This window comes from Variovorax atrisoli (assembly GCF_014195185.1).
In the GTDB taxonomy this organism is placed as follows: domain Bacteria; phylum Pseudomonadota; class Gammaproteobacteria; order Burkholderiales; family Burkholderiaceae_C; genus Variovorax; species Variovorax atrisoli.
The window spans coordinates 98,912-120,133 of the sequence record NZ_JACIBG010000011.1 but is presented as its reverse complement, the minus strand read 5'-3'; the positions used below and the strand labels follow the sequence as shown (position 1 = coordinate 120,133).

At 68.4% G+C, this 21,222-nt stretch carries 20 protein-coding genes and 1 tRNA gene; 6 read left to right on the top strand and 15 right to left on the bottom strand.

The window, feature by feature from the left end:
- Positions 1 to 10: 10 nt before the first annotated feature.
- The 4 genes from FHY06_RS30875 to FHY06_RS30860 all read right to left on the bottom strand — a co-directional run bounded on the left by FHY06_RS30875 (position 11) and on the right by FHY06_RS30860 (position 4,158).
- A complete protein-coding gene (locus FHY06_RS30875) occupies positions 11 to 1,537 on the bottom strand; it encodes an ABC transporter ATP-binding protein (protein WP_184607335.1) in 1,527 nt (508 codons plus the stop codon).
- A 25-nt stretch (positions 1,538 to 1,562) separates the two neighbouring features.
- A complete protein-coding gene (locus FHY06_RS30870) occupies positions 1,563 to 2,666 on the bottom strand; it encodes a BMP family ABC transporter substrate-binding protein (protein WP_019657608.1) in 1,104 nt (367 codons plus the stop codon).
- A gap of 80 nt (positions 2,667 to 2,746) precedes the next feature.
- Positions 2,747 to 3,133 carry a VOC family protein gene (locus FHY06_RS30865; RefSeq protein WP_019657607.1) on the bottom strand — a complete coding sequence of 129 codons (387 nt, stop codon included), beginning with the start codon at positions 3,131 to 3,133 and terminating at the stop codon, positions 2,747 to 2,749.
- A 23-nt stretch (positions 3,134 to 3,156) separates the two neighbouring features.
- Positions 3,157 to 4,158 (bottom strand): isopenicillin N synthase family dioxygenase, encoded by a 1,002-nt coding sequence (locus tag FHY06_RS30860; protein ID WP_020723346.1) that lies wholly within the window; start codon positions 4,156 to 4,158, stop codon positions 3,157 to 3,159.
- Between the two features lie 223 nt (positions 4,159 to 4,381).
- On the opposite strand from FHY06_RS30860, the gene rutR reads away from it, so the two are divergent.
- The gene (gene rutR / locus FHY06_RS30855) at positions 4,382 to 5,086 is read left to right on the top strand and encodes an HTH-type transcriptional regulator RutR (protein ID WP_019657605.1); all 705 of its coding nucleotides are present in this window, start codon (positions 4,382 to 4,384) and stop codon (positions 5,084 to 5,086) included.
- Positions 5,087 to 5,219: 133 nt separating this feature from the next.
- Here the strand turns inward: rutR and rutF are convergent, their stop codons facing one another.
- The 6 genes from rutF to rutA are packed head-to-tail and all read right to left on the bottom strand — an operon-like array spanning position 5,220 to position 9,566.
- Positions 5,220 to 5,777 (bottom strand): NADH-dependent FMN reductase RutF, encoded by a 558-nt coding sequence (gene rutF, locus FHY06_RS30850; RefSeq protein ID WP_019657604.1) that lies wholly within the window; start codon positions 5,775 to 5,777, stop codon positions 5,220 to 5,222.
- Positions 5,778 to 5,791: 14 nt separating this feature from the next.
- Entirely contained in the window at positions 5,792 to 6,388 is a 597-nt protein-coding gene (locus FHY06_RS30845; protein WP_019657603.1) for a malonic semialdehyde reductase, read from the bottom strand.
- The gene (gene rutD / locus FHY06_RS30840) at positions 6,385 to 7,191 is read right to left on the bottom strand and encodes a pyrimidine utilization protein D (protein WP_184607334.1); all 807 of its coding nucleotides are present in this window, start codon (positions 7,189 to 7,191) and stop codon (positions 6,385 to 6,387) included. The genes FHY06_RS30845 and rutD overlap by 4 nt, the downstream gene beginning before the upstream one ends.
- A 5-nt stretch (positions 7,192 to 7,196) precedes the next feature.
- Positions 7,197 to 7,589, bottom strand: coding sequence for a pyrimidine utilization protein C (gene rutC / locus FHY06_RS30835; RefSeq protein WP_184607333.1), 393 nt, complete (start codon positions 7,587 to 7,589; stop codon positions 7,197 to 7,199).
- 38 nt (positions 7,590 to 7,627) lie between these two features.
- Positions 7,628 to 8,437 (bottom strand): pyrimidine utilization protein B, encoded by an 810-nt coding sequence (gene rutB, locus FHY06_RS30830; RefSeq protein WP_019657600.1) that lies wholly within the window; start codon positions 8,435 to 8,437, stop codon positions 7,628 to 7,630.
- Positions 8,438 to 8,453: 16 nt separating this feature from the next.
- Positions 8,454 to 9,566 (bottom strand): pyrimidine utilization protein A, encoded by a 1,113-nt coding sequence (gene rutA / locus FHY06_RS30825; RefSeq protein ID WP_145761579.1) that lies wholly within the window; start codon positions 9,564 to 9,566, stop codon positions 8,454 to 8,456.
- A 218-nt stretch (positions 9,567 to 9,784) separates the two neighbouring features.
- Here rutA and FHY06_RS30820 point away from each other — a divergent pair, with 218 nt between their 5' ends.
- From FHY06_RS30820 to FHY06_RS30810, 3 genes are all read left to right on the top strand, one after another.
- On the top strand, positions 9,785 to 10,237 hold the full coding sequence (locus FHY06_RS30820; RefSeq protein ID WP_019657598.1) for a YybH family protein: 453 nt from the start codon (positions 9,785 to 9,787) through the stop codon (positions 10,235 to 10,237).
- Between the two features lie 77 nt (positions 10,238 to 10,314).
- Complete coding sequence (locus tag FHY06_RS30815) at positions 10,315 to 11,340, top strand: YheT family hydrolase (RefSeq protein WP_132755310.1); 1,026 nt, start codon at positions 10,315 to 10,317, stop codon at positions 11,338 to 11,340.
- Positions 11,341 to 11,344: 4 nt separating this feature from the next.
- The gene (locus FHY06_RS30810) at positions 11,345 to 11,899 is read left to right on the top strand and encodes a DUF2946 family protein (RefSeq protein WP_145761580.1); all 555 of its coding nucleotides are present in this window, start codon (positions 11,345 to 11,347) and stop codon (positions 11,897 to 11,899) included.
- 72 nt (positions 11,900 to 11,971) lie between these two features.
- Here FHY06_RS30810 and FHY06_RS30805 read toward each other — a convergent pair whose 3' ends face one another.
- The 4 genes from FHY06_RS30805 to FHY06_RS30790 form a co-directional block, all read right to left on the bottom strand.
- Positions 11,972 to 12,628, bottom strand: coding sequence for a c-type cytochrome (locus FHY06_RS30805; protein ID WP_184607332.1), 657 nt, complete (start codon positions 12,626 to 12,628; stop codon positions 11,972 to 11,974).
- A gap of 153 nt (positions 12,629 to 12,781) precedes the next feature.
- The gene (locus FHY06_RS30800; RefSeq protein ID WP_184607364.1) at positions 12,782 to 14,212 is read right to left on the bottom strand and encodes an efflux transporter outer membrane subunit; all 1,431 of its coding nucleotides are present in this window, start codon (positions 14,210 to 14,212) and stop codon (positions 12,782 to 12,784) included.
- A 156-nt stretch (positions 14,213 to 14,368) separates the two neighbouring features.
- The gene (locus tag FHY06_RS30795; protein WP_019657593.1) at positions 14,369 to 17,536 is read right to left on the bottom strand and encodes an efflux RND transporter permease subunit; all 3,168 of its coding nucleotides are present in this window, start codon (positions 17,534 to 17,536) and stop codon (positions 14,369 to 14,371) included.
- A gap of 18 nt (positions 17,537 to 17,554) precedes the next feature.
- Positions 17,555 to 18,853, bottom strand: coding sequence for an efflux RND transporter periplasmic adaptor subunit (locus tag FHY06_RS30790; RefSeq protein ID WP_019657592.1), 1,299 nt, complete (start codon positions 18,851 to 18,853; stop codon positions 17,555 to 17,557).
- Between the two features lie 179 nt (positions 18,854 to 19,032).
- Here FHY06_RS30790 and FHY06_RS30785 point away from each other — a divergent pair, with 179 nt between their 5' ends.
- On the top strand, positions 19,033 to 19,704 hold the full coding sequence (locus FHY06_RS30785) for a TetR family transcriptional regulator (protein WP_019657591.1): 672 nt from the start codon (positions 19,033 to 19,035) through the stop codon (positions 19,702 to 19,704).
- Positions 19,705 to 19,746: 42 nt separating this feature from the next.
- Positions 19,747 to 19,821, top strand: a tRNA-Arg gene (locus FHY06_RS30780).
- Between the two features lie 375 nt (positions 19,822 to 20,196).
- Here FHY06_RS30780 and FHY06_RS30775 read toward each other — a convergent pair.
- Positions 20,197 to 21,168, bottom strand: coding sequence for a LysR family transcriptional regulator (locus tag FHY06_RS30775; RefSeq protein WP_165924626.1), 972 nt, complete (start codon positions 21,166 to 21,168; stop codon positions 20,197 to 20,199).
- Between the last annotated feature and the right edge of the window lie 54 nt (positions 21,169 to 21,222).

Below are 21,222 nucleotides of genomic sequence, written 5' to 3'. Positions count from 1 at the left end.
GAGGGATGCGTCAGCCATGGTCCACCATCGCCTGTCCGATGGCCTGCCGGTCCGCGGGCTGCGCGAACTCGCCGGCGATGCGACCGCGCGTCATCACGCCGACGCGGTCGGCGAGCTGCAGCACCTCGTCGAGGTCTTCGCTGATGAGCAGCACCGCCGCGCCGCTGTCGCGTGCAGCGCGCAGCCTGGCGTGCACCTCGGCGCTGGCGCGCACGTCGAGCCCGCGGCTCGGGCTGTGCGCGAGCACCAGCGTGGGCGACTTGCCGAACTCGCGCGCCAGCACCAGCTTCTGCGCGTTGCCGCCCGAGAGCAGCGCCGCCTTCTGCGCGACCGAGCGCACGCCCTGCACATCGAAGGCGCGCACCGCTTCCTGCGTGTCGCTCTGGATGCGGCCGCGACGCAGGCGCCACACGGGTCCGTAGCGGCCGGTGTGCACCCGGCCGATGGCGTAGTTCTCGGCCACCGAGAGGCCGCCCGCGAGCGCGAGCCCGTAGCGGTCGGCGGGAATGGCCGCGATGCCGATGCTCCGGCGCACCGAGGCGGGCATGGTCTTCAGATCGCCATGGCCTTCGAGCCGCATCCCGCCTTCGGTGGGTTCGCCGTCCAGGCCCATGATCGCGCCCGCCAGCTCGCCCTGTCCGTTGCCGCCCACGCCGGCGAGGCCGTAGATCTCGCCGGCATGCAGTTCGAGGTCCACGCCGTCGAGCACGCGGCGGCCCTCGGGCGAGGCCGGCGTGCGCAGCCCGCGCACCGAAAGGCGCACCGGCCCGCGAGGCGCCGCCGAGGGCTGGAAGCCCTGCGCGGCGATCGATTCGCCCACGGTGAGCTTCACCAGTTCGGCCACCGACGCTTCTTCCGGCTTCAGCGTGGCCACCGTGCGGCCGCCGCGCATCACCGTCACGCGGTCGGCGTAGGTCTTCACGTCGGCCATCTTGTGCGTGACCAGCACCACCGCCGAGCCCTTGCGCGCCAGGCCCTGCACCGTCTGCAGCAGGCGCGCGGCCTCCTGGTCGGTCAGCACGGCCGTGGGCTCGTCCAGGATCAGGATGCGCGCGCCCGCCAGCAGCACCTTGAGGATCTCAACGCGCTGCTGCTCGGCGACCGACAGCGCATCGACGCGCTTCGACGGATCGATGTCGAAGCCCAGCTCCGCGGCCTTGTTGCGGATGTCGCGCGTGATCTCGCGCAGCCTCTCGCCATGGCTCTGGAACTCCGCCGGCGGCGGCGCGGTGAGCAGGATGTTCTGTGCCACCGTGAAAGGCCGCACCAGCTTGAAATGCTGGTGGACCATGCCGATGCGGTGCTTCGCCGCATCGCGCGGCCCGGCGAATCGCACCGCGTTGTCGTCAACCAGCAGCTGCCCGGCTTCGGGCGCGTAGAGCCCGGCCGCGATGTTCATCAGCGACGACTTGCCTGCGCCGTTCTCGCCGAGCAGCGCGTGCACCTCGCCCCAGCGCGCTGCGAAGTGGGCGTCGGTCAGAGCCGCGAAGCCGTCGAAGGACTTGCGGATGCCGGTGAGTTCGAGCGCGTTGGGCATGTGCGGCCTTGCCTTGTCTGCGGGCCTACTTCTGCGTGACCACGCCCTTGACGAACCAGTCCATCTTCCAGAGGTCGGCGTCCGAAAGAACGGCGCCCTTGGCCACGCGCTCCTTGCCGTCGCGGTCGGCGAGCGGGCCGGCGTAGATCTGCTTGCCCTTCATGATCGCGTCGCGCTCGGCGGTGATGAGGGCTGCCTTGTCCTTGGGCACGGCCGGGCCGAAGCCGGCGATGTCGGTGCCGCCGTCCTTCATCTCGATGAAGGCGCCGTACTGCGCAGGCTTCCAGCCGCCGGCCATGATCTTCTTGAGCTCCGGCGTCAGGAAGCGGTCCCACACCCACACGGAGGAGCACAGCGTTGCCTTGGGCGCGAACTGGCGCAGGTCGCGGTGGTGGCCGGTGCCGTACACGCCGCGCTCCTGCGCGACGATCTGCGGCGTGGGGCTGTCCACGTGCTGGCCGATCACGTCGGCGCCCTGGTCGATGAGCGCGGCGGCGGCGGCGCGCTCCTTCACCGGGTCGTTCCACGCGCCGGTGTAGATCACGTTGACGGTGGCGTTGGGGTTCATCTTCTGCGCGCCGAGCGCGAAGGCGTTGATGGTCCAGTTCACCACGCCGAAGGGGTTGGCCGCGACGAAGCCGAGCTTGCCGGTCTTCGATGCGGCACCGGCGGCCATGCCGCAGAGGTACTGGCTCTCGTAGGTGCGGCCGTAGAACGACTCGAGGTTGCTGCCGTTGGTGGTGCCAGAGCCGTTGAGGAAGGCCACGTCGGGGTACTTGGCGGCCAGGTCCTTGAAACTGTCGGAGTAGCCGAAGGCGGTGCCGATCACGATGTTGGCGCCGCGCTGGATGAATTTCTCGGCCGCGGGCTTGATGGCCGACGCGTCCTCGGGCACGTTCTCCACGAACTGGATCTTCTGGCCGATCTCCTTCTCGATCTTCACGCGGGCCTCGTCGAAGGCCTGCGTCCAGCCGCCGTCGTTCTTGGGGCCGAAGTAGAGCATCGCGATCTTCGGCTTGTCCTTCAGCGTGAAGCCGTCGGCGGCGGCCGGCAGCGAGAACGAGGCGCCGCAGGCTGCGAGCGTCAGTGCCAGGCCGAGGGCCGGGCCGTTGGAGGAAATGCGCGGCATGGAGCAACCTTTCGTGAGGAGCGTGAAGACGGGGGAGGGAAAAGCAGAAGCGAGAGAAGAGAGGCGAAGGCCGCGCGCCGCTACATCATGAAATTGATGCGGAACACGTTGCCCTCGGGATCGAGCAGCACCGACTGGTACCAGTTGTAGTAGGTGACGTAGGGCGCTTTCACGAGCGTGGCGCCGGCCTCGAGCGCGACTGGCACCATGCGGTCGACGTCGGCCTGGCTGTCGACGTCGATGTTCAGCAGGAACTTCACGCCGCGCGTGTCGGAGAACTCGCTCAGGTGCAGCAGCTCGTAGGCATCGAGCGCGTTGAAGCCGAGGCTCGACTTGCCGGTGTCCAGCCCGCGGAAGATGGGCGAGCGGATCGCCTCGATCTCCTTGAAGCCGAACACGCGCTGGTAGAAGCCGCTGAGCGCGACCACGTCCTTCGCGAAGACGTTGACGTAGGACAGGTGGGCCATGTGATCCGGGCGCCTCCGAGGAATCAGGCCGCGACCTTGGTGCCGCCGAAGGTCGTCTGCTTGACGAACTTGGAGGTGAGGTGGTCGCCCGACGAGATGGGCGCGTACTTCGGCTGCTCGCCCGGCGCGAGGCAGCTCGGCAGGCACTCGACCATCGCGTCGTAGTTGGGCTGGTGGAAGAACACCAGCGACTGGCGGCGGTTGGTGCTCGCCACCTCGAAGGGCGGGTTGATCACGCGGTGCAGCGTCGACACCCACTGGTCGTTGGTCCACTGCATCATGAGGTCGGCGATGTTGACCACCAGGCCGCCCTCGACCTGCGGCACGTCCACCCACTGGCCGGCCTTGTTGAACACCTGCAGGCCCTTGTCGTCGGGCAGCACGATGGTGAGGCTGCCGTAGTCGCTGTGCGCGCCCGCGCGCAGCTGGCCGGGCAGGGGCTGCTCGCGCTGGGGCGGGTAGCTCAGCACGCGGAACATGCTGATGTGCTTGTCGATCTTGTCGTCGAAGAAGGTCTCGGGCAGCGAGAGGCCGAGCGCGAAGACGCGCATCAGCGAGCGCGAGAGATCGCTCATCGCCTCGAAGTACTGCTCGTAGGCCTCCTTGAAGCCCTCGAGCGGCGGCCAGCTGTTGGGCTCGAAGTGCGGGCCCGCGGCGGGGCCGCGGTGGTAGTCGTCGTCCGGCACGTTCGAGGGGCCGATGGAGAACGACTCCTTCAGGTCGCCCGGTGCCGCTTCCTCCAGGCTGTAGGAGAGGCCTTCCTCGCCCACCGCGCTGTAGCCGCGCACAGCGTCTTCGCGCGGACGATCGACCTTTCGCTTCTCGCCCAGCGGCATGTCGAAGAACTTGCGCGAGAGCGACGACACGCGCGAGATCAGCTCGGGCGAGATGCCGTGGTTGGTGATGACGAGGAAGCCGATGCTGCGGCAGGCCTCGTCGACTTTCTTCGCTACCTCCGCCTTGCCTTCGGCGGTGCCGGCGAAGTAGGGCGCGAGATCGATGATGGGTACGGAAAGCAGGGTCATGGCAGGTTCCTCTTGCTTGGCATGCCTTTCGCCATGCAACGTCTGTGCCAGTTGGACCAAATGGACAAAACCCATCCGTCGCGTCAGCATGGTGCGAATTGCCGTGCCGCGAAGGCGGTCGCGGCGCAAGGCGATGCACCACGGCCTTACAGTGGTGCGCCGTAACGCCTGCCGAGGCAGGACCGACTGATCGAACGAACGAACGAGGGAGGATCGAGGGAACATGCCGAAGACCAAAGCACTGGCCGCGAGCGCCAGCAAGGAGAGTCCCGCACGCAAGCGCGCGAAGCCTGCGGTGCGCAGCGCGTCCGCGGTGAACCGCAGGCTGCGCCAGATCGAGGACAAGCGCAGCGCGATCCTCGGCGCGGCGCTGGGGCTGTTCTCGCGCTTCGGCCTGCATGGCACCTCCATCGACCAGGTGGCCGCTCGCGCCGATGTGTCGAAGAGCAACCTGCTCTACTACTTCGCCAACAAGGAAGAGCTCTACGTCAACGTGCTGCGCGACCTGCTCGCGCTGTGGCTCGAACCGCTGCGCGGCTTCAGCGCCGAGCAGGACCCGGTCGAGGCCATCGGCGGCTACATCCGCCGCAAGCTGGTGATCTCGCGCGACCGGCCCGATGCGTCGCGGCTCTTCTGCCTGGAGATGATCCAGGGCGCACCGCTGCTGCGCGACGAACTCGATCGCGAACTGCGCACGCTGGTGGAGAAGAAATCGGAAGTGATCCGCGCATGGATCGATGCGGGCAAGCTGGCGCCGGTCGATCCGCACCACCTGATCTTCGGGCTGTGGGCAATGACGCAGCACTACGCGGACTTCGGCGTGCAGGTGCAGGCGCTGTCGGGGCATACGCTGGAAGACGAAGCCTTCTTCGAGCGTGCGGTGGAGAACGTTCAGCGCATCGTGCTGCAGGGCATCGTGCCGCGCTGAGGCCTGCCTTGCTCCCTCCCCCGCTGGGGGAGGGTTGGGGTGGGTGGCGGCCTGAAAAGTCACTGCTGCTCCTGCGAGCGCCGTTGCCCCCTCACCCTAACCCTCTCCCCGAGGGGAGAGGGGATAAAACGGATCAGTGCTGCGGCGGCGCAGCGATCTCGTGATACCGGCGATCGAAGTAGATGAGGCCCTGCGCCGCACCGCCGATGGCGATCGAGACGGCCTCGCAGAACAGGACATCGTGCGTGCCTGCGCTCGTCGCGTGCACCACGCGGCAGTCGAAGGACACGGCCGCATCGTCGAGCACTGGCGAGCCGGTGGTCTTGCTGCTCCAGCGGGCCGCGGCGAAGCGCTCGTCCATCGGCGTCTTGCCGCCGAATAGCGTGGACAGCGACTGGTGCCCGGCCGCCAGCACATTGACGCACAGCACGCCGTTGGCTTTGAACGCCGGGTACACCGAGGCCGAACGGTTGAGGCACACCAGCAGCGTCGGCGGCTCGTCGGTCACGCTGCACACGGCCGATGCGGTGAAGCCCGCGCGGCCTGCGGGGCCGTCGGTGGTGATGATGTTCACCGCCGCGCCCAGCCGCGCCATCGCGTTGCGGTAGTCGGCCTTCTGCAGGCCCTGCGGAAGCAGGGCTGGGTTGGGTGACGATGAAGCAGGGTTCGAGGCCATGGCGTTGTGCAGCATCTCGCGTGACTCCTTCAGGCCAGCAGGCAGGCCTCGTCGAAGGCCAGCCGCGGCAGGCGGCCGAACAGCTTCGACGTGTCGCCATGGCCGAGGTTGATGAGGAAGTTGACGGTCCAGTCGGTGCCCTCGAAGAAGGCCGCGTCGACCTTCGCCTTGTCGAAGCCCGACATCGGGCCCGCGTCGAGCCCGACCGCGCGCGCCGCGAGCAGCAGGTAGCCCGCCTGCAGGCTGGCGTTGCGGAAGGCAGTCTCGTGCGCGGCCTCGGGGCTGCCGGTGAACCAGCTGCGCGCGTCGGCGTGCGGGAACAGCGTGGGCAGCCTGTCGTAGAACTTGCGGTCCCACGCGGCGATGACGGTGACGGGCGCGGTCATGGTCTTTTCGAGGTTGCCCTTGGAGAGCGCCGGCGCGAGGCGCTCCTTGCCTTCGGGCGTGCGCACGAAGACGAAGCGCGCGGGGGAGCAGTTGGCCGATGTGGGGCCGAGGCTCGCGAGCGCGTAGATCTGCGCGAGCTGCGCGTCGGTGACGGGCTCGTCGGTCCAGCCGTTGTGGGTGCGCGCGCCGGTGAAGAGCAGCGACAGCGCGGCGTCGTCGAGGGTGTTCTTGAGGGTCATGCTGGAACGGCGGGTGCGCTGACCCGCGAGAGAAAGTCGAGCAGGCTGCGGTTGAAGGTGTCGGCCTCTGTCACGCTGTGGGCATGGCCGCCGTGCGGCATGAAGTCGAGCGTGACGTCGCGCAGGCCATCGGCCAGGCGCTGCGAGCAGGTCCAGGGCACGAGCGTGTCGTCCCTGGCTGCGGCGATCAATGCGGGCGCGACGATGTCGGCGAGGCTGGCGTCGATGTCGAAGGCGCGCAGCGCGGTGATGCGAGCCCGCATGTTGGCTTCGCCCGGGAAGTGCGCGAAGGCGTGATCGACTTCGTCGGCCACGCGCTGCGCGTTCTCGGCGGCCCAGGCGGCGGGATAGAGAAAGATCGGCTGCGCTTCGACGTACGCGCGCGGGCCGCATGCGTCGAGCAGCGCGAGCCGTGCATCGAAGCAGCGCGCCGAATGCGGATTGGGCTTCGACCACGCGTTGACGAGCGCGAGGCTCGCGATGCGCGAAGGCGCGTCGAGTGCAAGCTGCAGTCCGACGAGGCCGCCGAGCGCATGGCCGGCGAAATGGCACCGCGCGGTGTTCGTCGCGTCGAGTATCTCGATCACGTCGCGGGCCATGTCCGCGATGGCGTAGGCCTCGGGCAGCGCGGCGGGGCTGCGGCCGGTGCCGCGCTGGTCGTAGGCGATGACGCGGTAGCCGGCGGCGATCAGCGCGCCGAGTTGTGGCTGCCAGAAGCCGGCCGAGCCGCCGAGGCCCGACGACAGCAGCACCGTGGCCGCTGCATCGGACGGCCCGTGCACCTCGTAGTGCAGCGCGCTCATGAAGCTCAGGCCTTCTTGCCCACGTGCGCGATCGACGCGATCTCGACCAGCGCGTCGGGCTTCACCAGGCCGCACTGGATGCAGTAGCGCGCGGGCTTGGTGCCGGGGAAGAACTCGGCGTACACCGCGTTGATCTTCGCGTAGTCGGCCCAGTCCTTGAGCATGATCTGGTTGAAGGTCACGTCGTCCATGGTGCCGCCGGCGGCCTCGACCACGCCCTTGATGGTCATCAGCACGTGCCTGGCCTGCGCGCTCGCGTCGCCGACGTGCACCACGTTGTTGTCCTTGTCGAAGGGCAGCGTGCCCGACACGTAGAGCACGCCGTCGGCGAGCGTGCCGGGGACGAAGGGAGCGATGGGAACGCCGGTGCCGGGAGGAATGATGGCTTGCTTGGGCATGGTGGAGGGTCCTTGTCGAAGAGGGTGGGAAGGGGAAATCAGGCGACGGCCGCTTCGGCCTTGGCGGCCTGGTCGGCTTGTGCGGCCTGGGTACCGAGGGAGGGCGCGAAGGTGCTGCAGAAGTGCTCCGTCGTGGACACCCAGCCGAAGAAGGTCTCCACGTTGTAGACCGATGCCTTCTGGATGGCGGGTCCGCCGAGCTCGTGCGTGGCGTCTTCCAGCATCACGGCGAAGTATTCGAGATGGAAGGCGTCGCGCAGCGTCGATTCGACGCACACGTTGGTGGCGATGCCGGTGAACACCAGGTGGCGGATGCCGCGCGAGCGCAGGGTGCTGTCGAGCGTGCTGTTGAAGAAGCCGCTATAGCGCGTCTTCGGCACGACGATGTCGCCGGGCTGTGGCTTCATCTCCTCGATGAGCTCGTAGTCCCAGCCGCCCTTGGCGAGGAACTTGCCCTGCAGCTCGGGCCTGGCGCGCATGGTCTTGAGCGCGTTCGACTTGTGCCAGTTGGGCGAACCGGGGCCGCCGGCTTCCACGTAGTTCGCGTCCCAGCCGTTCTGCAGGAACACGACCAGCATGCCCGCCGCGCGCGCCGCCGCGATGGCGCGCACGATGCCGGCGATGGTGCCCTGCGCGCCGGAGATGTCGAAGCCGGCCGAATCGACGTAACCGCCGATGGAGGCGTAGGCGTTCTGCATGTCGACGACGATCAGCGCCGAGTCGCTCGCGTGCAGCGCCAGCGGTTCGGGCCGCGCGGGCAGTATCAGCGGCGCGGGTGCACCGGGCGCGCGCGGCGCGCCGACGGGCGTGTTCGAGGTGAGGGTGGTGTTGCGTGCGGGAGTGGTCACGTGGCGCTCCTTCCGCTCAGGCCGCGAGGCGCTCGGGTTCGACCTGCGAGGGCACGGGGCTGTGCACGTGCGCGCGGCTCTTCATCAGCGGCTGGATGCGCTCGCCGAAGGCCTCGACGCCCTGCACGAAGTCGTCGAAGGTCAGCAGCACGCCTTCGGTGCCGGGCACCTCGGCCACTTCGTCGAGCATGCGCGCGACGCTCGCGTAGGAGCCGACCAGCGTGCCCATGTTGATGTTCACGGCGGAGGTCGGGTCGGCCATCTGGCGCACGTTGGTGTCGGCGCCCGACTTGGTGTCGGCCGCGCCCTGCTGGCCCAGCCACGCGATGGCCTCGTGGTCGGCGCCGGCCTTGTAGTGCTCCCACTTGGCGCGCGCGGCTTCGTCGGTCTCGTCGGCGATCACCATCATCAGCACGTAGGTGGTGACCTTGCGGCCGGTCTTCGCGGTAGCCTCGATGAGCTTGTCGGCCGCGGGCGCGAAGGCCTTGGGCGTGTTCACACCCTTGCCGAAGCAGAAGTTGTAGTCGGCGTACCTGGCCGAGAAATCCATGCCTGCGTCGCTCTGGCCGGCGCAGATCACCTTCATGTCGGCCTGCGGGCGGGGGCTGAGGCGGCAGTCGTCCATCTTGAAGTGGTCGCCCTTGAAGTCGGACGAGCCCTTGCCCCAGAGGTCGCGCAGCACCTGGATGTATTCGGACAGGTATTGGTAGCGCGTGCCGAAGAACTGGTCGCCGGGCCACATGCCCATCTGCGAGTACTCGGGCCGCTGCCAGCCGGTGACGAGGTTCAGGCCGAAGCGGCCGTTGGAGATCGAGTCGATGGTGGAGGCCATGCGCGCCACGATGGCAGGGGGCATCACCAGCGAGGCGGCGGTGGCGAAGAGCTTGATCCTGCTGGTGACCGCGGCGAGGCCGGCCATGAGCGTGAAGGACTCCAGGTTGTGGTCCCAGAACTCCGTCTTGCCGCCGAAGCCGCGCAGCTTGATCATGGACAGCGCGAAGTCGACGCCGTAGCGCTCCGCCTTCAGCGTGATCTCCTTGTTGAGCTCGAAGCTGGGCTTGTACTGCGGTGCGTTCTCGGAAAGCAGCCAGCCGTTGTTGCCGATGGGGATGAAGATGCCGACGTTCATTGGAAGGGCTCCTGTTGCGGGTTCGGGAGGCTCCATGCATGCGGCGTGCCAGTTGGATAAATCCTTTCAAATCAAAGACTTGCGAAAAACAGGCGTTCCGGGTTTGACCATTTGGTCCAAAACGGAGCATGCGATCCGCCCGAAGTGCGGCCGACCGGTGCGGCAAGGACCAAAGCGGTGCAGTGCCCGCGTCACGGAGGGCGGGGCAAAATCACGCCATGCCCAAGACCCCACTCCGTGCCGCAGCGGCCATCGGCGGCACCGCCGACGACGTCGAGACGGCTTTCTACGAAGCGCTGCAGCGCGGCGACATCGATGCGCTGATGGCCTGCTGGGCCGACGAGGACGAGGTGTTCTGCGTGCACCCCGGCGGCCCGCGGCTGGTGGGGGCCGTGGCGATCCGCGCGGCCTTCGAGCAGATGTTCGGCAACGGCGCGATCCATGCGATGCCGGCGCGGGTGCGCAAGATCGAGTCGCTCGCGAGCGCCGTGCACAACGTGCTGGAGCGCATCGAGGTGCTCACCGCCGAGGGCCCGCGCCATGCCTTCGTGCTGGCCACCAACGTCTATCACAAGACCGCGCAGGGCTGGCGCATGGTGGCGCACCATGCGAGCCCCGGCACCGCGCGCGAGCCGGACGACGCGAACGATCCGCCCCAGGTCCTGCATTGATTGACGATCGATCGATGCTCTCCCCGGTCGCTTCCTTCTCCCCGGCCGCCGCGGCCGGAACTTCTTCCCTCGAGGCGATGGGCTACGCCGCGCCGCGCTGGCTGCCCGGCGGCAACCTGCAGACCATCTGGCCCGCGCTCTACGCCCGCCGCTTCGACGGGCCGGCGCCGGTCTACCGCCGAGAGCGCTGGTCGACCCCCGACGGCACCGACTTCATCGACGTCGATTTCGTCGACGCCGCGATGCCCGGGGCGAGGCCGCTGCTGGTGCTGTTCCACGGGCTCGAAGGCTCCTCGCGAAGCCACTACGCAGAGGCCTTCGCCGCCTTCGCGGCCTCGCGCGGCATGGCCTTCGCGGTGCCCCATTTCCGGGGCTGCAGCGGCGAGATGAACCTCGCGCCGCGCGCCTACCACTCCGGCGACTTCGAGGAGATCGGCTGGATCCTCGCGCGCATGCGCGAGCAGCACGCGAGCAAGGGCGGCGGGCCGGTGCTGGCGGCGGGCGTGTCGCTGGGCGGCAATGCGCTGATGCGATGGGCTTGCGAAGCGGGCGAGACCGCCTCCGGCGTGGTGAGTGCCGTCGCCTCGGTCTGCGCGCCGCTCGACCTCGCCGCGGGCGGCGAGGCCATCGGCAAGGGCTTCAACAGGCTGGTCTACACGCGCATGTTCCTCTCGACCATGAAGCCCAAGGCGCTGGCCAAGCTGGCGCAGTTTCCGGGCCTGTTCGACCGCGAGCGGCTGGTGTCGACGCGCAACCTCTACGAGTTCGACAACGTCTTCACCGCGCCGCTGCACGGCTTCCGCGATGCCGACGACTACTGGGCGCGGGGCTCGGCGAAGCCGCACCTTGCCTCGATCCGGGTGCCGGCCCTCGTGGTGAACGCGCGCAACGACCCCTTCATTCCGGCCTGCAGCCTGCCGAAGCCCGGCGAGGTCGGCTCGTACGTCACGCTGTGGCAGCCCGAACACGGCGGGCACGTCGGCTTTCCGATGGGGCTGCCGCCGGGTCATGTGCGGGGCATGCCGGAACAGGTCGGCGGCTGGCTGCAGCTGCACGGCGGCGCTTCCGCTGACGGTGGGGGCTTGCCGCCAGGAAGAGAATGACGCCATGGATGACATCGTCAAGCAAGCATTGGCCAAGTGGCCCAACGTGCCGCACTGCTACGGCTGGCTCGGCCTCGACGCGCGCGGCAACTGGTACATGCGCGACGACCGCACCCAGGCCCAGGGCCCGTTCCGCACCGCCAAGGGCTCGATGCTGCGGCACGACAAGCTGATCGAATTCATCCACCGCAACTACGAGCACGACGACGAGGGCCAGTGGTTCTTCCAGAACGGCCCGCAGCGCGTGTACGTGGAGCTGGAGGCCGCGCCCCTCGTGTGGCGCGTTGCCGAGGAGGCGGATGGTGGCGGCTTCAGCGTCACAGCCCACACGGGCACGGCAGCCAAGGTGTCGGGCTGCCTCCTCGACGAGGACGGCAGGCTCTATCTGGCATCGCCGATGGGGCTCGGGCTCGTGCACACGCAGGACGTGGGCATCGCCGCAGAGGCCGTCGAGCGGGGCATCTGGACGCCCGAGCCGGTGCAGGCAAGCGAACTGCCCCTGCGCTTCGGCCACGTGCTGAGCCCGGCCGAGCGCCACGCAGCCGCCTCGCACGCCTGAGGCCGAATGCAGAAAGAACAAAGCCGGCGCTGGGCCGGCTTTGTTCTTTCATGAGGAGATCAGGGAAAACGCTTACTTGGCTGGAGCGCTCGCCGCTGCAGATGCAGCAGGAGCCGCACCCGCAGCGCCTTCGGCAGGCGCTGCGCCGGAAGCACCTTCGGCCGGCGCCCCGGCCGCAGCAGCGGGGCGATCGGGCACCGGGAACTTGGCACCGCCGGCATTGGCCATGTAGACCACGGCACGGCCCACTTCGAGGTCTTCGAAGTCGCCGCCGCCCTGCGGAGGCATGGCGCCCTTGCCCTTCAGTGCATGTTCGAGGAGCGTCGGGTAGCCCTGGCCGATGCGCGGGCCCCAGGCTGCGGCGTCGTTCAGGTGGGGCGCGCCGGGAATGCCGGGAGCGCCGTGGCAGGCGACGCACTGGGCCTTGAACACGGCCTCGCCGGTGGCCAGCGGACGGTTGGCGTCACGGATCTCGATGGTGCCGACCTTCTTGAGGCGCTCGGCCACTTCGCGGTCGCGCGCTTCCTTGGTCACGCCGTAGAGCGCCATGTTGTCGCCTTGCGCGGTACCTGCGGGCTTGTTGCCCGAGGCCACGTAGGAGACAAGACCCATGATGATCAGGATCGGGGCAATGAAGGAAAAAAATACCGCGAGCAGCAGTTGCTTCGGGTTCTTGATCGGCCCGGTGTGGGCTTCTTCTGTGGCCTGGTAATGCGGGTCTGCGCTCATTCGCGTCCTCAATTATCGGGGGCTCGTCGGGGGGCTTTTCCTAACCAACCGGCGATTATAGAGAGAGCCCCCGCCGACAGGGGCAAGGGACCTCCCTTATGGGACGCCTAGGCGTCTCGACCCCTGCCGGGGCTTCGAGGACGCCCTCGAGGCTCAGCCCTTGCCGCCGTCGCCTTCGCGCGTGGCCCAGCCGCCGCCCAGCGTCTTGTAGAGCGTGACCTGGTTCTGCAGCTGCAGCAGGCGCGTCGTCACCGCCGACTGCTGCGCGGTGAACAGCGAGCGCTGCGCGTCGAGCAGGTCGAGCGCGCTGGCGATGCCGTTGCGATAGCGCAGGTCGGAGAGCTTGAAGCGCACCGCCTCCGCATCGGCCTGCGCACGCTGCGCGCGCACCTGCTCGCCGAGCGTGGCGCGGCCCGCGAGCGCGTCGGCCACTTCGCGGAATGCCGTCTGGATCGACTTCTCGTACTGCGCCACCGCGATCTCGCGCCCGGCCTTGGCCGAGTCGAGCGTGGCGATGTTGCGGCCAGCATCGAAGATCGGCAGCGTCACCGTGGGCGCGAAGGACCATGCCTTGGAGCCGCGGTCGAACAGGCCCGAGAACTCGCTGCTCGCGGTGCCGATCGAGCTGGTCAGCGACACGCGCGGGAAGAAGTTCGCGCGCGCCGCGCCGATGTTGGCATTGGCCGCGATCAGCTGCTGCTCCGCCGAGCGGATGTCGGGCCGCTCGGCCAGCAGGTCGGAGGGCAGGCCGGCCGGCACGTCGGGCATCGGCTTGATGCCGTCGAGGCCCCTGGCGCCACCCGCCAGTGCATCTGCAGGCACCGGCGCGCCCAGCAGCAGGGCGAGGGCGTTCTCGTCCTGCGAGCGGGTGCGCTGCTGCTGCGCATAGGAGGCGCGCGCCGTTTCCAGCAGCGAGTTCGCGGCCTGGAAGTCGAGCTCAGAAGACACGCCGTTGTCGAAGCGCATCTTCGTGAGGCGCACCGATTCCTCGCGCGTGACCATCGTCTGCCGCGTGATCTCCAGCAGCTCGTCGTCGGCCAGCAGCGTGAGCCAGCCGTTGGCGACCGACGCGATCAGGCTGATCTGCACCGCCTTGCGGGTCTCGTCCGTGGCGAGGTACTGCGCCAGCGCCTGGTCCTTCAGCGCGCGGATGCGGCCGAAGAAGTCGATCTCCCACGAGGTGAAGCCGAAGTTGACGCTGTATTGCGAGGCCACGCTGCCCTGGCTCGGGTCGATCGCCTGGTAGGCGTTGGGGCTCGAGCGCGAGCCCGCGCCCGTCAGGCCGAGCGCGGGGAACAGGTTCGAGCGCTCGATCTGGAACTGCGCGCGCGCCTGCTCGATGTTGAGCACCGACACGCGCAGGTCGCGGTTGTTCGCGAGCGCCGTGCGGATCAGGCCCGCCAGGCGCGGGTCGGTGAAGAAGTCCTGCCACGGCAGGTTGGCCGCGGCCTGGCCCGGCGGCTGCGACGGGTCGCCCGGGTAGGTGGTCGGCACCGGCGCCGCAGGGCGCTCGTAGGTCGGGATCAGCGAGCAGCCGGCCAGCAGCATCGCCGCCGCCAGGGCTGTGGGAATGAATTTCGTCATTGTCATTGCGACTCCATGGCCGTTCGCGCTGCACGCACTGCGCGGCCTGTTCGGGAAACACCGCGGAACCGGCCATGCCGGGCCGCAGGTGTCGCCCCCTGCAAGGGGGTTGGCGAAGCGACACGCAGTGCGCGAAGCCTGGGGGTGTGCCCGAGTTCAGTCATGCTTGGTTTCCTCCGGGCCGATCCCGGCGGCTTCGGCATGCCGCTTGTCGGCTTCTTGCTGGCGCTTGCTGCCCTTGAACAGGCTGCGAACCACCACGAAGAACACCGGCACGAAGATCACGGCGAGCGCGGTGCCCGTCAGCATGCCGCCGAGCACGCCGGTGCCGATGGCACGCTGGCTGGCGGAGCCGGCGCCCGAGGCGATCGCCAGCGGCACCACGCCCAGGCCGAAGGCCAGCGAGGTCATGATGATCGGGCGGAAGCGCAGGTGGGCGGCGGCCAGGGCCGACTCGATGACGCCCTTGCCCTGCGCCTGCAGGTCCTTCGCGAACTCGATGATCAGGATCGCGTTCTTCGCCGACAGGCCGATGATCGTGATCAGGCCCACCTGGAAGTACACGTCGTTCGAATACGCACGCAGCATCGTCGCCAGCAGCACGCCCAGCACGCCCAGGGGCACCACCAGGATCACCGACAGCGGGATCGACCAGCTCTCGTACAGCGCGGCCAGGCAGAGGAACACCGCCAGGATCGCGAAGCCGTACAGGATGATGGCCTGCGAGCCGGCGAGCTTTTCCTCGCGCGACTGGCCGGTCCATTCGTAGCCGAAGCCGGCGGGCAGCTGCGATGCGAGCTTCTCCATCTCGGCCATCGCCGCGCCGGTGCTGTAGCCCGGTGCCGCGTCGCCGCTGATGCGGATGGCCGGATAGCCGTTGTAGCGCACCGTCTGCGTGGCGCCCGTGACCCACTTGGTGGTCGCGAAGGCCGACAGCGGCACCGGCTGGCCCTGCGTGTTGCTGGCGTTCAGCTTGAGCAGGTCGTCGGGCTGCATCCGCGCCGGAGCGTCGGCCTGCACCACCACGCGCTGCAGGCGGCCGCGGTTCGGGAAGTCGTTGATGTAGCTCGAACCCAGAGCGGTCGACAGCGTCGCGTTGATCGCGTCGAAGCTCACGCCCAGCGCGTTGGCCTTGTCGCGGTCGATGTCGATCTGCAGCTGCGGCGCGTCTTCCAGGCCGTCGGGACGGACCTGCGCCAGCACCTTGCTCTGCGAGGCCATGCCCAGCAGCTGGTTGCGTGCGGCGATCAGCGCGTCGTGGCCGGCGCCGGCACGGTCCTGCAGGCGGAAGCTGAAGCCGCTGGCGTTGCCCAGTTCGGGAATGGGCGGCGGGCTCAGCGGGTAGATGAAGGCGTCGCGGATGCCCGAGAGCGCACCGAAGGCACGGCCGGCGAGCGCGCTGGCCGAGTGGGCCGGGTCCTTGCGCTCTTCCCAGTCCTTCAGCGTCACGAAGGCGAGGCCCGCGTTCTGGCCCTGGCCCGAGAAGCTGAAGCCCATCACGCCCACCATGCTCTGCACCTCGGGCTGCTTCAGGATGAAGCCCTCGACCTGCTGCATGACCGACAGCGCACGCTCCTGCGTCGCACCCGGCGGCAGCTGCACGTTCACGATGATGTTGCCCTGGTCTTCCTGAGGCAGGAACGAGCTCGGCAGGCGGGTGTAGGTGAACACCACCGCGGCGATGATCGCCACGTAGATCACGAGGTAGCGTGCGGCGCGGCGCAGGATGCGCGCGACGAAGCCTTCGTAGCCCTTGGCGGTGCGTGCGAAGCCGCGGTTGAACCAGCCGAAGAAGCCGGTCTTCTCATGGTGATGGCCCGCCTCCACCGGCTTGAGCAGCGTGGCGCACAGCGCCGGCGTGAGCGACAGCGCCATGAAGGCCGAGAAGGCGATCGAGGCCACCATCACCGCCGAGAACTGGCGGTAGATGTTGCCGGTGGAGCCCGCGAAGAAGGCCAGCGGCACGAACACCGAGACCAGCACCACGGTCACGCCGATGATGGCGCCCGAGATCTGGCGCATCGCCTTGCGCGTGGCCTCAAGTGGAGAGAGCCCCTCTTCGCTCATGATGCGCTCGACGTTCTCCACCACCACGATGGCGTCGTCCACCACGATGCCGATCACCAGCACCATGCCGAACATGGTCAGCACGTTGATCGAGAAGCCCAGCGCCAGCAGCGAGGCGAAGGTACCCAGCAGCGCCACCGGCACCACGATGGTCGGGATGATCGTGTAGCGCCAGTTCTGCAGGAACAGGAACATCACGAGGAACACCAGCGCCACGGCTTCCAGCAGGGTCTTGACCACTTCGCTGATCGAGATCTGCACGAAGCGCGAGCTGTCGTACGGAATGGCCCACTTCACGCCCTGCGGGAAGTAGCGCTCGAGCTCGGCCATCTTGGCGCGGATCGCCTTGGCCGACTGCAGCGCGTTGCCGTTGGGCGTGGGCTGGACGCCGACGCCGACCGCGGGCACGCCGTTCAGGCGCGCCGAGGTGGCGTACGACTGGCCGCCGAGTTCCACGCGCGCCACGTCCTTCAGCCGCACGGTCGAACCGTCGGTGTTGGCGCGCAGCACGATGTTCTTGAACTGCTCGACGTTGACCAGCTGGCCGTTCACCGTCACCGTGGCCGCGATGGCCTGGCCGGGAATGTTGGGCAGGTCGCCCAGCGTGCCCGAGGACACCTGCGCGTTCTGCGCGCGGATGGCGTTGTTGACGTCGGTGGCCGACAGGTTGAAGCCCTGCAGCTTGGCCGGGTCGATCCACACGCGCATCGCGTTCTCGGAGCCGAAGAGCTGCGCCTGACCCACGCCGACCACGCGCTGCAGCTCGGGCACGACGTTGCGCGCGGCATAGTCGCCGAGCGCAACCGGGTCGAAGTTCGGGTTGTCCGAGGACAGCATCACGAACATCAGGAAGTTGTTGCGCGACTTGTCCACGCGCACGCCCTGCTGCGTCACGGCGGAGGGCAGGCGCGGCGTCGCGCGCGACAGCCGGTTCTGCACGTCCACCTGCGCGAGGTCGTCGTTGGTGCCGGGCTCGAAGCTGATCGTGATGGAGCCGGTGCCGTCGGCCTGGGCCACCGATTCCATGTAGATCAGGCCCGGCGAGCCGTTCATCTCGCGCTCGATGACGGACAGCACGCTGTCCTCGAGCGTCTGCGCCGAGGCGCCGGGGTAGGCGACGTTGATCACGATGGCGGGCGGCGCCACCGGCGGGTACTGCGAGATCGGCAGCTGGGTGATTGACACGCCGCCCACCACCAGGATGAACAGTGCGATCACCCAGGCGAAGATCGGTCGGTCGATAAAGAATTTGGCCATTTGCGGGCGCGCTCCTGATTACTTCTTCTCGGCCGGGGCCTTGTCGGCCGGAGCCTTCTCGGCGGAGGCGGCTGCCGCGGGCGCGGCTGCCTCGGCGGCGGGCTTGGCTGCGCCGCCGTTGGGGTTCGGCTTGGTCCACGGGACGGCCTTCACGGGCGTGCCCGGCGGCATCATCTGCAGCTTCTGGAAGCCGTCGACCATCACCTGTTCGCCGGCCTTCAGGCCGTCGAGCACCACCCACTGGTTGTCCTTGGCGGCGCTGATCTTGACGGTGCGCTTGCTGATCTTGCCGTCCTTGTCGACCACCGACACCGTGTCGCCCTGCTGCGTGCGCGTGACGGCCTGCTGCGGCACCGTGATCGCGTTGGTGGCCTGGGCCTGCTCGAGCTTCACGCGCACGTACAGGCCGGGCAGCAGCTCGCCCTTGGGATTGGGCACTTCGGCGCGCAGCGTGACCTGGCCGGTGGTGGAGTCGACCGTGAGGTCGGAGAAGAGCAGCTTGCCTTCGAGCGGGTAGTCGGTGCCGTCTTCGAGCACCACGCGGATGGTCGCGGCTTCCTCGCCGCTCGCGCGCTTGTACTGGCCGGCGGCCACGGCGCGGCGCAGCTTCATCGCGTCGGAGGCCGACTGCGTGAAGTTCACGTACAGCGGATTGATCTGCTGCACCACGGCGAGCTCGGTGGCGTCGCCCTGGCCCACCAGCGCGCCTTCGGTCACGAGGGCGCGGCCGATGCGGCCCGCGATGGGCGAGGTCACGTCGGCATAGCTCTGGTTGATCTTGGCGGTCTGCAGCGCCGCGCGGCCCGATGCCACGTCGGCCTCAGCCTGCTTGGCGGAGGCCACGGCGGTCGCGTATTCCTGCTTGCTCACGGCATTGGCCTCGACCAGCGGCTTGTAGCGCTCGGCCAGGGCCCTGGCCTGCACCGCGTTGGCTTCGGCGCGCGCCAGCGTGGCCTGCGCGTTCTGGGTCGCGGCCACCAGCGGTGCCGGGTCGATGCGGAACAGCAGCTGGCCGGCCTTCACGTCGCTGCCTTCGCGGAATTCGCGCTTCAGCAGGATGCCCGATGCGCGGGCGCGGACCTGGGCGACGCGGGAGGCCTCGAGGCGGCCGGGCAGTTCGGTGACGAGGCCGACGTCGGTCGGCGTGGCAACGATCACGCCGACTTCGGGAGCCGGATGACCGCCGCCGCCTCCGGCGCCCGCGCCTGCGGGCGCATCGCTCTTGCCACAGCCCGCAAGGACCAGCAGGACGACGGCCGCCACGGTCGCGAGGCGCGGCGAAAAGGACGATGGGCGCGAAACATGCAGGAGGGGCATGCGATTCCTTTGAAGCGAAGACGGGAGATGGCGCGTTCGCGGCGTGAACCGGAAACCTGTACAGCCAGGGAGGCCATCGGGGAAGCCGGCTAGTTTACATACATTCATGGATGTATAGTGACAGGCCGAGCAATGGCCCCACGATACATAGAGGGCGTTGTCTTTACAAATCAGGAGACTTGGTGGCACGTCGTACGAAGGAAGAAGCATTGGCCACGCGGCATCGGTTGCTCGATGCCGCGGAGCTGCTGTTTCAGGCGCAAGGTGTTTCGCAGACCACGCTGCAGCAGATCGCGCAGCAGGCCGGCGCGACGCGCGGCGCGATCTACTGGCACTTCAAGGACAAGGCCGACCTCTTCAACGCGATGATGGAGCGCGTCATCCTGCCGCTGGAGGCCGCGCCGAGGGCGGCCGCCGCGCCTGGCGTCGACGATCCGCTGGCCGAGATCGAGGAGGGCATGGTCCACGCGCTCACCCTCATGACCACCGACCCGCAGGTGCGCCGCGTGTTCGACGTCGCCACCCACAAGGTCGAGTACACGCACGACATGGCCTCGGTGCAGCAGCGCCACCTGGACGCGCGCAACGCCTGCGTGACCGATTTCGAGAAGGCGCTGCGCCTGGCCGCGCGACGTGGCCGCATCAAGCTGCCGGTGCCGGGCCACGTGGCGGCGCAGGGGCTGCATGCGCTGATCAGCGGCCTCATCCAGAACTGGCTGCTCGACCCCGAGGCCTTCGACCTCGTGCCCACCGGAAGGCGCACCTTCAGGGTCTATCTGGCGGGTCTCGGGTTCGCCCGGCCGCAGCCGGCTGCCCCCGTCGCGGCCGAGGCGGAAGCAGCCGCCGCCTGATAGGCGATAATGTCGGACTCCGGTGCAAACCGGACCCGATTCCTCGCTGTATTTCAACGGATAGAATTCGGCCCTCCGAAGGCTGAGATCCAGGTTCGATTCCTGGCGGCGGGACCAGACACCAAGCCGGACACATTCCCATGTGTCCGGCTTTTTTGTTTTCCGGCTCCTCGTTAGCGCGGCCTGCGCGATCCGGGCGATGGGCGCCGCCGACAGAAAACCTGGGGACAGTCCCGGCACAAGTCATGCGTTATCCACAGTCGCAGCCGCTTGCCGGATGTTGTTCCCTATTCCGATGCAGCACCGAAGCACGTGCGCTCACAGCGGTACGGGGACTGCAAGTCCTTGTCGCGCAAGGAAAAAGCGGTACTTTCCACAGACAGGGTTTACCCTTATCTACTACTACTATCTTTAAATAAGAAAGAAAGTAGAGAAGAAAGGCGAGACAGGCGAAGCCGAGTCGCCGTGTTCAACGGCGACGGTGTCCGGCGCTCAGCCCGCCGCGCGCTTCATGCGCCGCGCGGTCTCGACCACCGCGGCGCGCAGCGATTGCACGGTCGGGTGCGCTTCCAGTTCCTTCAGCGTGAAGAAACTCACCGGCGGCAGGTTCCAGCTCAGGCGATGGGGCAGCGCCGCCAGGTGACCCGCGCCTTCCATTCCGGCGACCACGTCGCGCGCGAAGATGGTGATCGCGTTGGGCTCCTGGCGCAGCGCCGTCTCGATGCTGCGGATCGAGGTGGTCTCCAGGATCGGCAGCGGCGGCTGCACGCCCGCGCCGACGAAGATCGCGTTGTAGGTCCTGCGCATCGGCGTGTTCGGCGGCGGCAGGATCCAGTCGAGCTGCGCGAGCCGGGCCCAGTCCAGCGGGCCGCGCGAGAGACGCCGCACGTTCTTCGCGCCGACCACGAGGCAGGGCTCCTGCTCGTGGATCGCCTCCTGCACCAGCCCGGTCGCGTCGCCGTCGTAGGAGCGGCCGATGGCGCAGTCGAGCTCGCGCGCGATGAGGCTTGCGACCAGCTCGTCGGTGGTGCCTTCGCGCGCCATCACCGAAATGCGCGGCGTGCGGTCGAGCAGGTGCGTGAGCGCGGCCGACATCAATTGCTGGGGCACCTGCTGCGTGAAGCCCAGCCGAAGGCGGCCGGCGCGCCCCGCCTCGAGCGAGGTGAGCACGCGCGCGGTCGCCTCGAGTTCGGCGAGCCAGCGCCGCGCATAGCGCAGCACCGCCTCGCCCGCGGCCGTGGGCACCAGCCCCCTGCTGGTCCGCTCGAAAAGCGTGCTGCCGAAGATGTCTTCCACCTCGTGCAGCGCCTTGGTGATCGCCGGCTGGCTCAGCTGCATCTCGGCGGCGACGCGGCCGAGCGTGCGGTGCCGGTCGATGGCCTGCAGCAGCGAAAGCTGGCGCAGCTTGAGGCGGGAGAGCAGCGCGCGCTGCAGTTCGGCGGCGGGGTCGCGGGCGGTGGGCAAGGCCATAACTCCACGGTTATCGAGCTATCAGAAATTATTTCACTTTGGTGAATC

What these genes read in the sequence shown, in the direction of transcription:
- FHY06_RS30875 (WP_184607335.1), bottom strand. Translation starts at nt 1,537, where the DNA reads ATGCCCAACGCGCTCGAACTCACCGGCATCCGCAAGTCCTTCGACGGC.
- FHY06_RS30870 (WP_019657608.1), bottom strand. Translation starts at nt 2,666, where the DNA reads ATGCCGCGCATTTCCTCCAACGGCCCGGCCCTCGGCCTGGCACTGACG.
- FHY06_RS30865 (WP_019657607.1), bottom strand. Translation starts at nt 3,133, where the DNA reads ATGGCCCACCTGTCCTACGTCAACGTCTTCGCGAAGGACGTGGTCGCG.
- FHY06_RS30860 (WP_020723346.1), bottom strand. Translation starts at nt 4,158, where the DNA reads ATGACCCTGCTTTCCGTACCCATCATCGATCTCGCGCCCTACTTCGCC.
- rutR (WP_019657605.1), top strand. Translation starts at nt 4,382, where the DNA reads ATGCCGAAGACCAAAGCACTGGCCGCGAGCGCCAGCAAGGAGAGTCCC.
- rutF (WP_019657604.1), bottom strand. Translation starts at nt 5,777, where the DNA reads ATGCTGCACAACGCCATGGCCTCGAACCCTGCTTCATCGTCACCCAAC.
- FHY06_RS30845 (WP_019657603.1), bottom strand. Translation starts at nt 6,388, where the DNA reads ATGACCCTCAAGAACACCCTCGACGACGCCGCGCTGTCGCTGCTCTTC.
- rutD (WP_184607334.1), bottom strand. Translation starts at nt 7,191, where the DNA reads ATGAGCGCGCTGCACTACGAGGTGCACGGGCCGTCCGATGCAGCGGCC.
- rutC (WP_184607333.1), bottom strand. Translation starts at nt 7,589, where the DNA reads ATGCCCAAGCAAGCCATCATTCCTCCCGGCACCGGCGTTCCCATCGCT.
- rutA (WP_145761579.1), bottom strand. Translation starts at nt 9,566, where the DNA reads ATGAACGTCGGCATCTTCATCCCCATCGGCAACAACGGCTGGCTGCTT.
- FHY06_RS30820 (WP_019657598.1), top strand. Translation starts at nt 9,785, where the DNA reads ATGCCCAAGACCCCACTCCGTGCCGCAGCGGCCATCGGCGGCACCGCC.
- FHY06_RS30815 (WP_132755310.1), top strand. Translation starts at nt 10,315, where the DNA reads ATGGGCTACGCCGCGCCGCGCTGGCTGCCCGGCGGCAACCTGCAGACC.
- FHY06_RS30810 (WP_145761580.1), top strand. Translation starts at nt 11,345, where the DNA reads ATGGATGACATCGTCAAGCAAGCATTGGCCAAGTGGCCCAACGTGCCG.
- FHY06_RS30805 (WP_184607332.1), bottom strand. Translation starts at nt 12,628, where the DNA reads ATGAGCGCAGACCCGCATTACCAGGCCACAGAAGAAGCCCACACCGGG.
- FHY06_RS30800 (WP_184607364.1), bottom strand. Translation starts at nt 14,212, where the DNA reads ATGACGAAATTCATTCCCACAGCCCTGGCGGCGGCGATGCTGCTGGCC.
- FHY06_RS30795 (WP_019657593.1), bottom strand. Translation starts at nt 17,536, where the DNA reads ATGGCCAAATTCTTTATCGACCGACCGATCTTCGCCTGGGTGATCGCA.
- FHY06_RS30790 (WP_019657592.1), bottom strand. Translation starts at nt 18,853, where the DNA reads ATGCCCCTCCTGCATGTTTCGCGCCCATCGTCCTTTTCGCCGCGCCTC.